Annotated in this window: 15 protein-coding genes; all 15 read right to left on the reverse strand. The window is 25.7% G+C overall.

Annotated elements, in window-relative coordinates; all coding sequences use genetic code 11:
* Nucleotides 1-81: 81 nt before the first annotated feature.
* The 15 genes from ACY1IQ_RS05680 to fliW all read right to left on the reverse strand — a co-directional run bounded on the left by ACY1IQ_RS05680 (nucleotide 82) and on the right by fliW (nucleotide 14,758).
* Nucleotides 82-1,329 carry a sulfatase-like hydrolase/transferase gene (locus ACY1IQ_RS05680; RefSeq protein WP_461613053.1) on the reverse strand — a complete coding sequence of 416 codons (1,248 nt, stop codon included), beginning with the start codon at nucleotides 1,327-1,329 and terminating at the stop codon, nucleotides 82-84.
* A 798-nt stretch (nucleotides 1,330-2,127) separates the two neighbouring features.
* The gene (locus ACY1IQ_RS05685) at nucleotides 2,128-2,877 is read right to left on the reverse strand and encodes a cytidylyltransferase domain-containing protein (RefSeq protein ID WP_461613054.1); all 750 of its coding nucleotides are present in this window, start codon (nucleotides 2,875-2,877) and stop codon (nucleotides 2,128-2,130) included.
* 76 nt (nucleotides 2,878-2,953) lie between these two features.
* Nucleotides 2,954-3,628, reverse strand: coding sequence for an HAD family hydrolase (locus ACY1IQ_RS05690; RefSeq protein WP_461613055.1), 675 nt, complete (start codon nucleotides 3,626-3,628; stop codon nucleotides 2,954-2,956).
* A gap of 11 nt (nucleotides 3,629-3,639) precedes the next feature.
* Entirely contained in the window at nucleotides 3,640-4,611 is a 972-nt protein-coding gene (locus ACY1IQ_RS05695; RefSeq protein WP_461613056.1) for an ATP-grasp domain-containing protein, read from the reverse strand.
* 20 nt (nucleotides 4,612-4,631) lie between these two features.
* A complete protein-coding gene (gene pseB, locus ACY1IQ_RS05700; RefSeq protein WP_461613057.1) occupies nucleotides 4,632-5,642 on the reverse strand; it encodes a UDP-N-acetylglucosamine 4,6-dehydratase (inverting) in 1,011 nt (336 codons plus the stop codon).
* A gap of 22 nt (nucleotides 5,643-5,664) precedes the next feature.
* Nucleotides 5,665-6,906, reverse strand: a complete 1,242-nt coding sequence (locus tag ACY1IQ_RS05705; RefSeq protein WP_461613058.1) for a motility associated factor glycosyltransferase family protein — start codon at nucleotides 6,904-6,906, stop codon at nucleotides 5,665-5,667.
* A gap of 13 nt (nucleotides 6,907-6,919) precedes the next feature.
* On the reverse strand, nucleotides 6,920-7,273 hold the full coding sequence (locus ACY1IQ_RS05710; protein ID WP_461613059.1) for a hypothetical protein: 354 nt from the start codon (nucleotides 7,271-7,273) through the stop codon (nucleotides 6,920-6,922).
* A 10-nt stretch (nucleotides 7,274-7,283) separates the two neighbouring features.
* Nucleotides 7,284-9,035: a motility associated factor glycosyltransferase family protein gene (locus tag ACY1IQ_RS05715; RefSeq protein ID WP_461613060.1), complete on the reverse strand. Its 1,752-nt coding sequence runs from the start codon at nucleotides 9,033-9,035 to the stop codon at nucleotides 7,284-7,286.
* 181 nt (nucleotides 9,036-9,216) lie between these two features.
* Nucleotides 9,217-10,056, reverse strand: coding sequence for a flagellin N-terminal helical domain-containing protein (locus ACY1IQ_RS05720; RefSeq protein WP_461613061.1), 840 nt, complete (start codon nucleotides 10,054-10,056; stop codon nucleotides 9,217-9,219).
* 835 nt (nucleotides 10,057-10,891) lie between these two features.
* Nucleotides 10,892-11,245 carry a hypothetical protein gene (locus tag ACY1IQ_RS05725; protein WP_461613062.1) on the reverse strand — a complete coding sequence of 118 codons (354 nt, stop codon included), beginning with the start codon at nucleotides 11,243-11,245 and terminating at the stop codon, nucleotides 10,892-10,894.
* Complete coding sequence (fliD, locus tag ACY1IQ_RS05730) at nucleotides 11,245-13,101, reverse strand: flagellar filament capping protein FliD (RefSeq protein WP_461613063.1); 1,857 nt, start codon at nucleotides 13,099-13,101, stop codon at nucleotides 11,245-11,247. Before fliD ends, ACY1IQ_RS05725 begins: the two co-directional genes overlap by 1 nt.
* A 215-nt stretch (nucleotides 13,102-13,316) precedes the next feature.
* A complete protein-coding gene (gene fliS / locus ACY1IQ_RS05735; RefSeq protein ID WP_039632479.1) occupies nucleotides 13,317-13,703 on the reverse strand; it encodes a flagellar export chaperone FliS in 387 nt (128 codons plus the stop codon).
* 26 nt (nucleotides 13,704-13,729) lie between these two features.
* On the reverse strand, nucleotides 13,730-14,101 hold the full coding sequence (locus ACY1IQ_RS05740) for a flagellar protein FlaG (RefSeq protein ID WP_461613064.1): 372 nt from the start codon (nucleotides 14,099-14,101) through the stop codon (nucleotides 13,730-13,732).
* A gap of 14 nt (nucleotides 14,102-14,115) precedes the next feature.
* Nucleotides 14,116-14,331 carry a carbon storage regulator CsrA gene (gene csrA / locus ACY1IQ_RS05745; RefSeq protein WP_039632477.1) on the reverse strand — a complete coding sequence of 72 codons (216 nt, stop codon included), beginning with the start codon at nucleotides 14,329-14,331 and terminating at the stop codon, nucleotides 14,116-14,118.
* Nucleotide 14,332: 1 nt separating this feature from the next.
* Nucleotides 14,333-14,758, reverse strand: a complete 426-nt coding sequence (fliW, locus tag ACY1IQ_RS05750; RefSeq protein WP_461613065.1) for a flagellar assembly protein FliW — start codon at nucleotides 14,756-14,758, stop codon at nucleotides 14,333-14,335.
* Between the last annotated feature and the right edge of the window lie 96 nt (nucleotides 14,759-14,854).

Consider the following 14,854-nt stretch of genomic DNA (forward strand, 5'->3'; position numbering starts at 1 on the left):
TTTAGCTCTTCATATTTCTTTAACCTCATATATAGTTATTTCATTTTTCTATTACAGCTTTAAATTACTCATATTTATTTTTTAAAAAGTCTTAGTCACCAATATATCACTTTTTACATATTCGTAATACTTCTTTAAAATCTCTTTATTATATTCTTCATATTCGTTAAAGTTTTCTATATGATATCCCTTTATAGTTCCGTCTGATGTTACTACTATTTTAAAGTCTTGAAATAAAAAAACTTCAAATCCATTTAAGTATTCATCTTTATTATATTTTTTAAAATTATATCTCATGTTTTTATTATGAACAGGAGATAATGCTACCTTTGCATACTTTCTATTAGGAAGAAAAGAATTTTTATCGATTAAGCTACATACAATATTGTTAAAATCCATCAATGAAACTATATCCTTATTTATTTCCTTTTCAAAATATTTACTTTTAACTATTAATGGAATGTTTATCCTATCTTCATGCCATCCAAGTTTTGTTTCAAGCTTTTCTAATCCTTCTCCAATTCCCTCTATTATTTGACCATGATCTGAAAATATAAATATGTCTGCATCATTATTAAACATATTCAAATAAAACTTTAATTGTTCATCAACATATTTTAAAGATTTTTCATATTGGCTTATGTACTTATCCTCATCTATTGGTTCACTGTCTATTTCTGAAAATAAAGCCCTTATAATCTTTATATCTCTTCCATCATGTTCTCCACCTACATGTGGCAAATGGACTTCTGATAACACGTATAAAAGTGAAATGGAATCACTATTTAAATTTGTTACGTATTCCCAAAATGCTTCACTAATATATTGTCCCCCATTTTTTATATTTACGTTATCTCCATTTATAAAATACGAAGATGAACCACTATATAAATTGAATGAAAATCCTTGATTTATCGCTTTTTTTACACATTTACATTCATTTTCATTTACATTTATCAATTCATAATTCTTATTTATCAACACATCTTCTTCTTTTAGAGTAGGCATAAAACTTTCATAAGTATATATAGATGTAGAATATGCTTTACTATAATATGTATTCTCCTTTGCAAATTCTCTTAAAAATTTCATTCTATTAAATTTCATTAAATCTACGCTTCTTAAGGAATCAATGTATAATAACAATATATTTCTATCATTATAAAACTTCAATTTATTTTTTACTTCTAGTATAAGTTCTGTCAAATCTTCTTTCAAATTTTTTATTAAATTACAATTTTCTAATTCTTCTTTTATATATTTTTCTATATATTTTAATGCATATAGAAAATCCTTTATTCTTATATAATTTTCTATAATACTTTTCAAATAATATGATTTTTTATAAAAATCTTCTTCTTTATTATATTTTTCTTTTAAACTATTTATATTAATATATATATTTGAATTAAAATAAAAAGGTGTAGCTAATTTAATTCCTTCTTCTTCTAATTTTTCATAGATATCTAAATATGTTATATAGTTATATTCCTTTAAAATTATATTTTTAATTTCATTTCTAAAATTATATGAAGATATAATAATACAATCTATGTCTTTTTTATGAATTTGTGATGGATCTATTATTTCTATCCTCTAGTCTTTTTATTTTTAAAGCTATTATCTATAATACATACCATCTTCTTTAATTCTACACTAAAAATAGATAATAAAACTTCAGTATGTATTCCTCCGCCCCAAATTGCAATTCTTTTATACTTTTTTGTAGTTTCTTCTATATATTTTCTTATTAATACTATTGTTTTCTTATAATCACTATTATTTTTTATATTATATTTTTAGCTAATTGTTCATATTTTAATAATAAATTATTCATTTATGACCTCCTAAAATATAATAATTTATCTTAATAACTTGTACGTAGCTTTTACAAAATTATTTTTATTATTAAATCTATTTTTAAAATTTCATTTCTACAAATTTATCTAAATTAAATCTTTATACAAAATATTTATAGCAAAAATAAAATAATAATTATATAATACTATATTTGTTTATTTAAATTATCTAGATTAATTAAATTTATTATAAACAATTTATATTCACATATTATAATTTGTTTTTTACACTTATCATATAAAGCTTCACTGGTTTAAACATTATTAGTTACAATAATTTCTGTTTTATTTTCTTATTTATATCTAGTAGATAACTATGATTTTCCAATAAATTCACGATCTTTTTCGATGATATATCTTCACTTCTAAAGTATTCATATATATAATTTATTAATTCAAAATCTTCTTTTGTATCAACGCATACTCTATAATCTTTTTGGTATAAACTTTCTCCTTTTATATATCCTAATTTGAAATTCTCTTTAAAGTTATATATATAATATGTTACATGTTCTCTAAATACTTCAAACTCACTTTTATTTATATTTTGCTCTGAACAAGCAATACTGAAAACATGTTCTAATGTCTTTTTTGAAAAAACTTCTACGTCAAACCCTCTCATAAAGGTTTCTGGTACATCTAATCTCACATAATCATAATTGTACATTAAATATTTTGTTATTACGTTATCTACTATTATAGGGTCTATAAGTGGACAATCACCTGTAACTCTTACTATAACTTCTCCTCCATATTTATCAGAAGCTAGTTTATATCTTTCAAGTACATTATTTTCACTTCCTCTAAATACCTCTACCCCTAGGCTTTTTACATATTCCACTAAAGGAGTATCTACTTCTTTAATAGAAGTAGCCAAAATTATCTCGTCAATATATTTACTTTTTTTGAGCCTCATCAATGTATAATAAATCATTGGTTTGCCATTAATCTCTTTCAAAACTTTTCCTGGCAGTCTTTCAGATCCCATTCTCGCTTGAACTATACATATTACTTTCATTTTTATCACCTCTATGTTGATTAGACTTAATTATATGTAGTACAAAGTTATAACTACTTGATTAAGAAAGCTTACTTTATGTATATTTTAGTATATCTTTAATTTGTAACAGACTATTTATAGTAAAGTCTGCTTCATATTGATCTTCTAAGAAGGTTTTCATATGATCTCCTTGTTTCCTTATTATTCTTATAGATCTAATACCTAGTTTTCTTGCGCCTATAAAATCCTTATTAGGATTATCACCTATATAAACACATTCACTATTTAAATTATTAAAGTAGTTCACCACTTCTAAATAAGGCTTTTCATGTGGCTTCCAATATTCTTTTCCTAAATCATCACAAACCACTATTTTATCTATAAAATTCTCTAACTTTAACGCTCTTATTTTATTCCATTGTACTTTGGAATCACCATCTGTAATTATTGCTAAATTATAATTTTTTTCTCTAAGTTCCTTTATTATTTCCATACTATCTTCGTACAAATAAAGTATTGGTTTTGAACTTCTATATATATTAACTAGATTTGATATATTTTCATCTATATTATAAATCTCACATAAAATATTAAAAATCTTACCTCTACCATATTTATTTAATATCTTTAGACATTGTTCATACATTTCATTGAAGCTTAAGTTATATTTTTGAGATAAAAATATACATACTTCTTTAAAACCAGATTTTACAAATAATAGTTCCTCATAAAGAGTGTCATCAAGATCAAATATAACTGTTTTTATCATATCTTCTATACCTACTTATATACTGATTTATCATATCTTAGCATTGTTATCTCTTTAAAATGGCCAACTATAGAACTTACTTCTTCATCTAATATCATTTTTTTAAAATAATACCCATAATCTACTCCTGCTTTAAAACTTATAGGTACTCCTCCACCGAATCTTGGATTAACTTCTATAAACTTTATTTCATCTTTTGGTGTAACTATACATTGAATTGTTAATGGTCCTGCAATAGAAAAACATATATTATCTTTACAGTTTTTAATCATTTTAAATATTAACTCAATAGTTTTCTCAATTATTTTTTTACTTTTAACTGTTCGTGTTTTTGAGACTTCTCCACCTCTAACTTCTATTCTTTCTCTTGGAACAATTGAGATAATATTTCCTTTTGTATCGCATAATGCATCAATAGTGTATTCTGTTCCATCTATAAACTCCTGAATAACAGGTTTTTCAACATAATCCTTAAAAAAAATTAATTCTTTTTCATTATTTATTTTAAAAACATTTTTACTACCCATTCCTTCTAAGGGCTTTATTATTAATGGATATTTTATATGCTTATTATTTTTTATTGTATTTTCTATCTCATCTTTAGAATAAGTAATAGGAGTATCTATGTTATTATTTTTAAAAAACCTATATGTTTCTAATTTATTATTGCATATATTTACAACACTTTTATTGCTTAATAAAAGTGTTGTACCTACATCTAAAAATTTTTCTCTATGATTACACAATGTTAAAAATTCACTTTCAAATAAAGGAATAATCATATCTACTTTTTCTTCTTTACATATTTCTGTTAATATATCAATATAATTTTCGTCTTTATAGAATGGAACATTATAAAATTTATCTACATAATTTATTGCAGCAATATCACTATTTAAATCTACACCTATCACAAAAAAATGTTTTTTTAATTCTTCTATAAGTTCTACTCTTCTTCCTATAGCCGTTATTAAAACTTTCATATTTTCACCCTTAATTCATCCTAGTCCTGAATTCTTAATTTTTCAAATTCTTCTCTTAAATCTTTCTCATTAAGCCAAATTGTATTATTTTCAGAATTATATTCAAAGCTATCTTCTATAGCTCTTCCGTCCTTTATTATTTCTTTATTAATATTTACCCAGTTCATATTTGGATAGATTATATAGTGACTATCGTATTCATAGGTATTTCTAGAATCATCCTTTGTTATCATAACCTCATGAAGTTTTTCTCCTTCTCTTATACCAACTTCTTTTAATATGGAATTGGGATTAATTGCCTTTGCTAAATCTGTTATTTTAAAAGAAGGTATTTTAGATATGTAAGTTTCTCCACCTTTAGATTCTTTTAATGCTTTAAATACAAGTTCTACACCCTGTTCTAGCGTAATCCAAAAACGAGTCATCCTAAAATCCGTTATTGGAAGTTCATTCACTCCTTGCTCTGTTAATGTTTTAAAATAAGGAATTACAGAACCTCTGCTTCCAGCAACATTACCATATCTAACTACTGAAAAAATAGTTCCTTTTCCGCCTGAGTAAGCATTTGCAGAAATAAAAAGCTTGTCCGATACTAACTTAGTCCCACCATATAAATTTATAGGATTCACTGCCTTATCAGTTGATAACGCTACAACTTTTTTAATTCCTCTATCAATAGCTGCATCTACTATATTTTGTGCTCCATGTATATTAGTTTTTATAGCTTCAAAAGGATTGTATTCACAAGCTGGTACTTGTTTCATAGCTGCTGCATGAACTACATAATCTACTCCATCAAAGGCTCTATATAGTCTCTCCTTATCCCTTACGTCACCTATAAAAAATCTGAGTTTATTTATATTATCTCCAAGTTTATTGGAGAACATCTTTTTAAGCATATCTTGTTTATATTCATCTCTTGAATAAACTATAACTTTTTTAGGATTATACTTTTCAAATAACATTTCTATAAATTTTTTACCAAAAGAACCTGTGCCTCCAGTAACTAAAATTGTACTATTATTAAGCATTTCATATCCTCTCCATTTGCTCTTATAAATTTATAATATTTTTTATATTTGTATATGTAGTTCCTTCTATTGGAAGTCCATTACTACAATTTAAAAATGTAATATTTGAATTTTCACTAATAAGATTTTCAATATTACATTTAAAATTAATAAATCCAGTAGTTGTATATACCTTTTCTTTCTTTACATTTAAAACTTCTTTATATACCTTGCTATTTAAAGATATATGGTTACTTTTTGCGTAAATTTCAATATAAGAATCACTATGTCCCTTATTATTTAGATAGGCTAAATCTTGCCCTAGTAATCCAATAATCTTTGCTTTAAGCTTAATAGCAATATCTATATTAGATACAGCTACAGTCTTCCCTGTAGTTATTATTATGTTGCTAAACATATTTTCTTCATTAAAAAATATATATTTAGGTCCATTATATGACTCTACTGCCCAATGAGATGCTGTATTTAAAAAGCATAGTGGAATATTTAGATCCTCTAACCCTTCTAGTTGCTTAATTACTATTTCTTGACAATCAGTAATAGTGATTAAATCTGGTAATATATTATTTTTCACTAAACTCCTTAAAGCAGAGCCAACTGATAAAACTATTACTTTATCTCTTATCTTTTTTAATTCATTCACTGTTTCATCTAATGATGGTCCTGAAGACACACATACTATTGGTCTATTTTTCACATCAAAATTGTTATTGTTTATTAATTCATCTATCACTGCATAATCTTTTTTTTCATTTATATCTTTATTTAACAGCATTATATCTACGAATTTATTTATTCCTTTTTTACCATTTAAGTAGTTATTTAATATAGTTTGTACACTATCAAATTTTCTTGGCATTGTTTTAAGGGAGGGTTTATAAATTATAATATCCTCCACTTTATTTAGTAGGCTTGAAAACACAATATTAAATTCTTCATTAAACTCAGTAAAAATTTCAACTCTTTTATCCAGTAATATTTCATCATAAACTTTTAATTTCTTTCCTATTTGAAGAACTTCACTATCTAAGTCAAAAATATAAATTTTACTATTTTTATTAGCATTCTTTAATATAGATTTTATATGATATCCTAATGCTAACCCATATATGACTACTGTATCTTTGCCTTTAATTAAATGTAAATTTCCTTCTGCAAATTTTTCTCCATCTCTTTCTGGATAATAATTACTGTGTAATAATATATTATCTACTTTTAAACTAATATTTCCATTTCTACTAGTTAACACTTGTATTTTTCTCATTTTTTAATTACCCTTAAATATTATTAATATTTTTAATTAAAAGTTTTTGAATACTGTTTAATTCTTCAAATATTTCAAACTCAAATATATCTGACATTAATATATAGTCCTCATTTTCTAAAGCAGTATTTATTTCTCCTAAATTTTCTAATAATTTATTTGTATTTATTTTTTCAATTTGCATATCCTTAGTTTTTTCAACTACTTCAATTACCCATTGTAATCCATCTGCTATAAGTGGTATTAATGTCAAGGCTTCTTCTTCATTTCCCTCTTGAACATCATTGATTAATTTTAATATTCCATCTTTTTTTAGTTTATCTATATATTCATTGCAAGTAATAATGACATCTTTAACTTTTTCCATAAAATCTCTCCTAAAAATACTCTTTTTTAATTAATAATAATACTTCAGCTAAGCAATTTTTCATTTCATTATATATAAAGTTAATTTGCTTATACATTTTTTCTACTTTAATTTTTTCATCATCAATTGGACTATATAAAAACTCTTTACTACCTACTTCACTTTGTATAGTATAAAATAGACCCTCAATAAATAAAGTATTTTCTATTTTTTTTTCAATACTATTATTAATTCTAGATATTCTATTAATTGCTTTATCTACTTTAAAAGTATTACCTTTTTTATAATTATAGTAAAGTTCTTTATTATGTTTTAAAACTTCATCACAACATTTTTGTAGCTCTTCTATATTATTAATGCATTCATTTAAATTCTTCATTATATCAATAGAATTTTCTACCTTCTTAACTTTTTTAGAATAATGGATTTTCTTTTTACACTTTGGTTTATATTTATCAATTACTTCATTTAAAGAAGCTATTGAAGTTCCATTTATATTAGCTCCTCCTTCTGTAGCATTAATAAAAGTATTTTTATTAAATATTTTTATTACCTCTTCAAACTGTAATCTCATAAAATTTAATGACATACTTGTTCTAATTTTTTCTCCATATATATCTTCTACATAAAGATCACATTCACTTTTATTTAATAAATTATTTGAGTTATGTTTTGCTATATCAGCATGACTTTTTTCATCTGTATATGCTAGGTCTTGTCCCATAAATATTATAGGATCGCACCCAAAATGTAGAGCCAAAGCTGTACAAGTATGAGCCACAGATCCACCATAAGCTAAGCTTGTAATATCTTCATTTAAATGTTTTTTTAGTACATTATCTATGGTGTAGAATATTTTGTCTCCTTCATGTTTATCTACTACATCCGAATTGGTTCCTTCATAATATACTAATGGAATATCATCTCTTAAATTGTTTTCAACTAACTGAAAAGATCTTGGGAAAGGGTCTATTACACATAAAAAATCTGGTTTTATACCTTCATTTAACAGAGGTTCTAAGGTTCTCCCACCAGTGATTATTATAAATTCATCCTGTACTTTCTTTAATAAATGAATATTTTTTGCTAGAGAAGGTCCAGCTGAAACAACTATAGCTGGTATATCCTTATATATATCTTTTAATTTATTAATAGAAAAGCTTTTTGCTACATAATCTAAATTTTTTATAGAATTTTTAATAATTTCTTTTGATAAATTTATTGAAGTGTTTCTATCCACTAATTTATAAGTTATTATAGTCTTTATTAATTTTAAAAATTCAACCGATTCATTATCATATATTGCTTTATAATTCCCAAAAAAAATCACTTTTGTATTCTGCAATTTAAAGGGATCTATGAATTCTTTTAAAACTGCTTCCATATTTTTATAATGCAAAATAGCAATTTTATCATTTTTTACTATATCATCATAATAATCTGAACAACATATTAAATTAAGCGTACTTATATCTGGCTCAATAACCAATATACTGATAGAATTATTAAATTTGTTCACTACTTCTCTTATATGTTCCCCCGCACCTAAACCAAAAATTATAATAGAAGTATTAATATCAATATCACCTATTTCATTGATAAACTTATCAATATCTCTATTAACTGAATATTTACTTCCTATATAAATTTGCTTTTCATTAACATTTATTTTTAGAACATTTTTATTGTCCTTACTTCTTTCAACTACATTAACATTGTCACTTTTTATAGTTCCAATGGTATAATTTGTTATTTTATTCATGCTTTTCTCCCATATTATTTAATATACTATCTTTATTATCGAGTATATTTTTAGAAAATTTATATATAATTTAAAAAAACATTTATAATGCTATTAATAATCTACTTATAATAAATAAAGGTGATTTCAAAAATACAAATATTTTTGAAATCACCTTTATATCTTGTCTACATTACAATAATTATCTTAATAATTGTAATACTCCTTGTGGAGCTTGGTTAGCTTGAGCAAGCATTGCTTGAGCAGCTTGTTGAAGTATATTATTTTTAGAGAAGTTCATCATTTCTTTAGCCATATCAACGTCTCTAACTCTTGATTCTGCTGCTTGTAAGTTTTCTGAAGCATTATCTAAGTTAGCAATAGTATGTTCTAATCTATTTTGATATGCACCTAGTTGAGATCTTCCTTTAGAAATTTTAGCTAAATTATCATTTACTGTTTTAATAAATGTTGTAGCTTTATCGTGAGTACTAACTGCACTTGCTTTATCTTTTAAAGCTGATACAATACTATCTAATTTAATACCATCAGTTGTAAAGTCTAATAACATAGCTTGGCTTGCATTAGCTCCAACTTGTATTTTAACTTTTCCACTTGCTCCAGCAGTTCCATCTAATAAGTTTTGTTCGTTAAATTGGATATTTTTATTAATTCTTTCAAGCTCTAATCCTAATTGTTTAATTTCATCTCCAATGTTAGATCTATCTACAGTAACGTTAGTATCGTTTGATGCTTGTACTGCAAGTTCTCTCATTCTTTGTACTATTGAGTGAGCTTCGTTTAATGCACCTTCTGCTGTTTGAATCATTGATATACCATCTTGAGAGTTTCTTGAAGCTTGATCTAAACCTCTAATTTGTCCTCTCATTTTTTCAGAAATAGCTAATCCAGCTGCGTCATCTCCAGCTCTGTTAATTCTTAATCCTGAAGAAAGCTTCTCCATAGCCTTTCCTGAATTTCCAACATTGATTCCCATATTTCTATGAGCATTCATTGCATTTAAATTGTGATTGATTATCATAATAAGTACCTCCTTGAATTTTACATTGCACTTCCCTGTGCAAAATTTTATTTATTTGTTTTACAATATAATTATCGTAGATTTTATATATACTTTATAGTTTTTTTTAAATTTTTTTTATTATTTTTTATTTTTTTATTTTCGGAATATAAATTTAGGCTATTTCATATCTCCATTCATTGATTAACTATATGGGTGAACACTATTGTCCTAAGATTTTCAAGAGGCTACCGCTATAAAAATTAAATAGGTAATTTGCATTATAATAAATAATATTTAAAATGTTATCTAATCATTAAAATTGTAATTAATGTAATAAAAAAATGGCGAACACTGTTCGCCGCTACAATATTATAGATAATCGAAATCCAGATACTTCCCCTTTATACAATTGCATTTACTTCCACCTCAGGTGAACCCTTATACAATTGAAAATTGACAATGGATAATGGAGAATTATAGATACTACTTTTTTATAATAAAGGTTTTCAATTTATCTATTTTTAAAATCACAGAGTTACTTTTATTTAAAGAAATTAATCTGCAAAATTAATTTCGATCATAATCGTCAATTCTCCATTCTCAATTCTTCATTGATTAAACTATTCTCCAGAGGTGTAATTATATTCTATGGCATTAACTTCCACCCCTGGGGTTCAGTAGAATATGTCACAGTATCTGCGATATTAAGCAATATTCTAATAGCATTACTTTTCTCCAAAGTTCTAGTTTAAATTCACTAATTTTGCTCTGAACTATACTGCACCTCAGTGGAACCCTAATGTGCTTCACTACTGTTCCCCAGAAGTGAAAAAAGGGAGTTTTCACTCCCTTTTTAAGCTTTATCATTTATAAAATATATATTTCTATAAAAATTGCTATGATATTCATTGTTAGCAGCTTTACTTTGTTTTAAAGCAATTAACTTTTCTTTTAATAGTTCTTTTTTCTCTAAAAATAAACTATTTAATAATTCTTCTGATGATGGTATATTTAGTTCTTTTGCTATAATAGGAAATTCCATCATATTATAGCTTAACGCATTTATAGAATTTATAACTTGTTGCTTTTCACCTATCAATGGTTGAAGGTCGTCATAATTGCTATCCTCTAAGTCTTGAGATAAAATATCAATTAGCTTTTCATTAATATTTTTATACTCTAATAACAAGCTTTTTAATTCACTCATTATTGTCCTCCACCCATTTGCTGCATAAACCATGCCTGTTGTGAATTTAAAGAGTTCATAGCTTTTTCTAATTTTGCAAACTGTATATAAAGCCTATTTTCCCTCTCTGTTAATTTTTTAATTTGCTCATCTATAACCTTATCTTTATCTTTTATTTTTTTTGATAGAATACTGCTAGTTTCTGTAGTATTTCCAACTTCTCCAGCTTTTTCTAAAAGTATTCCTCTATATCCATCCTTGTTAAGACTAGTTCGCCCATAATCCTTAAATATATCTTGTATCCTGTTAAATATACCTTGTTCATTATTTCTTACTTTTTTCTCTTCTTGACTTGCATCTGGATTGTAACTTGGATGAGTTGTAGATTTTTGAGTAAATAATTGTATAACCTTTTCTGGATCTTCTGTAAAGGCTTTTTTAAGTTTTTCTTCATCTATAGCAAGTTTACCACCTTCTTTGTAGTTTTTAGTAGTATTTATACCTATAGACTGTAATGATATTTCTGACCCCTCTACCTTTTGAAAGAAAATATTTCTTAGATCTCTCATCATTCTTTCAACATAAGGATCACCTTTTATAATTCCAGCTTTAGCCTTTTCTTCCCACTTTTTAATATCATCTTCTTTCATTTCCTTCTTTTGATCTTCTGTAAGTGGAGGAAATTTATAATTTTTCTTTTCAGTAGTTAATTTATTGGTTTTTTCTACTAGTTTATTATAATCTTCAATAAATCCTTTAATTAAATCTATACCCTTTTGCGTAGATTTAGTAATAGTAAACTCCATCTCACTACTAGTAGATTTTTCCTTTAAATCATAAACTACATCATTAATAGTAAATTTGTTATTTGCTCTAACAACTCTTCCCTCAGTTCCATCTGGTTCTTTAATATTAACAATTGCATCTTTACCAGTACTACTTGATGTAGTGATATTAAGAGCACCTAATATATTTCCTGATTGATTAGATAAATTTAATTTTACTTCGCTTCCTGTACTTTTTGTTTCGAAAGAAAACTCTCCACTTAGTTCATTAAAGGATAAGCTTACTTCTCCTTTTGTCTTTTTTGATACCTCTGAAATTAATTGAGAAACGTTCTGAATATTATCAGTTATTTCAATTTCAATAGGTTCCTTTAATCCTGTATAATCTATAGTAAATTTATCTCCTACATCTATACCTAAATCACTTAACTTAGTATATATACTTGTATTCATATTAGAACTAAGTTTAGACATTATTCCAGTACTGTCCTCAAAATTAGTAGCATCAATTAATTTTATGCTTCCATTTTCAATTTTTAATTTTACCTTTCCTCCTGTTTCGTCTTCGATCTTATTTTGAAGCTTCTCTATAGTTATATCTGGATCATCTATGGTAATGGTGGTAGTCATTTCGTCACCATTATTATCAATGTATCTAACACTAAGCTTTGAATCTTTTTCTATACCTAACTGACTTAATTTGGTAGCCTTAATCTTTTCCTCATTCTTCTCCACTCTACCACTAGAACTTATCTTTGCATTTTCTGCTATCTGTTCTACTTCTAATTTATATTTACCTTCTTTAGCTTTAGAACCAGCTACTATATTTGCTAGATTAGCTAGCTTATCATTAACTTCTACCTTTACGCCATAATAAGAATTAGTACTTAATAAATAATCGCCTTTTAATGAATTAAAATATTTTGACTCTAAATCTCTTACATCTTTTATTATATCTCTATAGATTTCTTGTTGCCATTGAAGAATTTGTCTATCTTGCTTTGTTTTGTCCAATCTCATTTGATATGGTTTAAGCATTTCTTGAATCATTTTATCTGTATCCATGCCGGTAGCGAGTCCACCTATTCTCATGTTAAAACATCCCCTTTTCTAATGCACAATGCACAACTTTGTTTAATTAATAATTAAGAATGAAAATAAAGAATTTCGAATAAAACTTAACAATTTTTGAGTCCATCAAGTAAATCCTTTATTTTTATTAATTAAAATTAATTAAAAAACGTAGTTTTTTCACTATAATTCTTCATTCTTAACGCTTCATTTTTACCCATAATGTGTATAAGTTTTTATTTTTTTACTGATAACTTATATGCCTCATTCCATAGGTCTCTTACTTCTTCTATTAATGGAATTATTTCATCCATAATTTTTACGTCTTTTTTCATATTCGCTTCCATTAGTCTTTGGTTTATAAATTCGTAAACTGCATATAAATTGTCGCCCCATTCCCCTCCAGCATTTCTATCTAGAGAAATCATAAGTTCATAAAATATATCTTGAGTTCTAATTAGGTTATCGTGTTTTTTCTGTATATCATCATCTACGATAGCTTGTCTTCCTATCTTTGCGTACTTTACTGCTCCATCTAATAGCATTAATAATAGTTGCTCTTTAGAGGCATAGTTTACACTATTATTTTTATAGGTATTATATGCATTACTATAAGCCTTCAATTTTAACCCACCTTTTTTTGGAATTTTTACGCTTTTTTATCTAGTAATACACCAGCTATTTCACACATAGCGGCAACCATATCCAATATTTTTCTTGGTGGAATTTCTCTTATAACTTCTTTAGTTTCCTTATCTACAATTTTAACTATATAGGTATTAAAAACATCATGCTTTTCATATTCTATATAGGAATCCTTATCACTAAAAAATTTGTTTAGCCTATCCACCGCAACTTTTAGCGATCTTTCTTTAACTTTTTGGTAGTTGCCTCCTTCTAATGCCAGTGTAATTTCGTCTGAAGCTATAATGTTCTCATCTTGTTCTAATCTTTTGTTTTCAAGATTCATACCATAATCCACTTCCCTGTTGATCATAGTATTTATTGCTCCTATTTTCATATTTGCACCTCACATTATTTTTTTAGCTTACTTAAAATTGAACTATCCATTATGATAGCATTTTTATTTTCTTCCGTTACCTCTTCCTTCAATTCCTTTCTCAGGATAGTAACATCTTTAGGCGCCTTTATAGACAATTTTACTGAACCATTATCTGCTTTTACTATTGTTATTTCTATATCATCTCCAATTAATATAGATTCACCTTTTTTTCTACTTACAACTAACATCTTATTTCTCCTTAAATATTGGTTCTTTTATTTTGTAACTCTCATTGTCTATTATAATTTGTTTTCCTAATTTACTAAACCTATTAATAACAATTGGAGCCTTTAAATTAGTTGTAATTTTTTCTATATTAGAATTTAAGGTTACAGTGGTATATACCATAACTTCATTTGCTTCTTTAATCTTTAGCTCTTCTAGAATATTTTCCTCTAATTTAAACTCATAATTTTTTTTAACCATAAAAGGAGAAATTAATATTATGCCTAAATCCTCCTCTATGGAGTGAATAATACTAAAGTTATCATTATCCTTTAAAGGAAATACAATAAACTTCTTTAAATCTTCAAAACCTAGTAATCCATTTTTAAAGAATATAATGTCTTCTTCACTATAATTTATTACTCCATGATGCTTACTATTTAATTCCATATTAACTACCCCTTTTACAATTGAGAATTTTATTCAATTCACAATTCACAATTATGGATATTTCTCAGTGAAAACTAAGAAATTTCAAATTGATCC

The organism is Clostridium sp. Marseille-QA1073 (assembly GCF_054863625.1).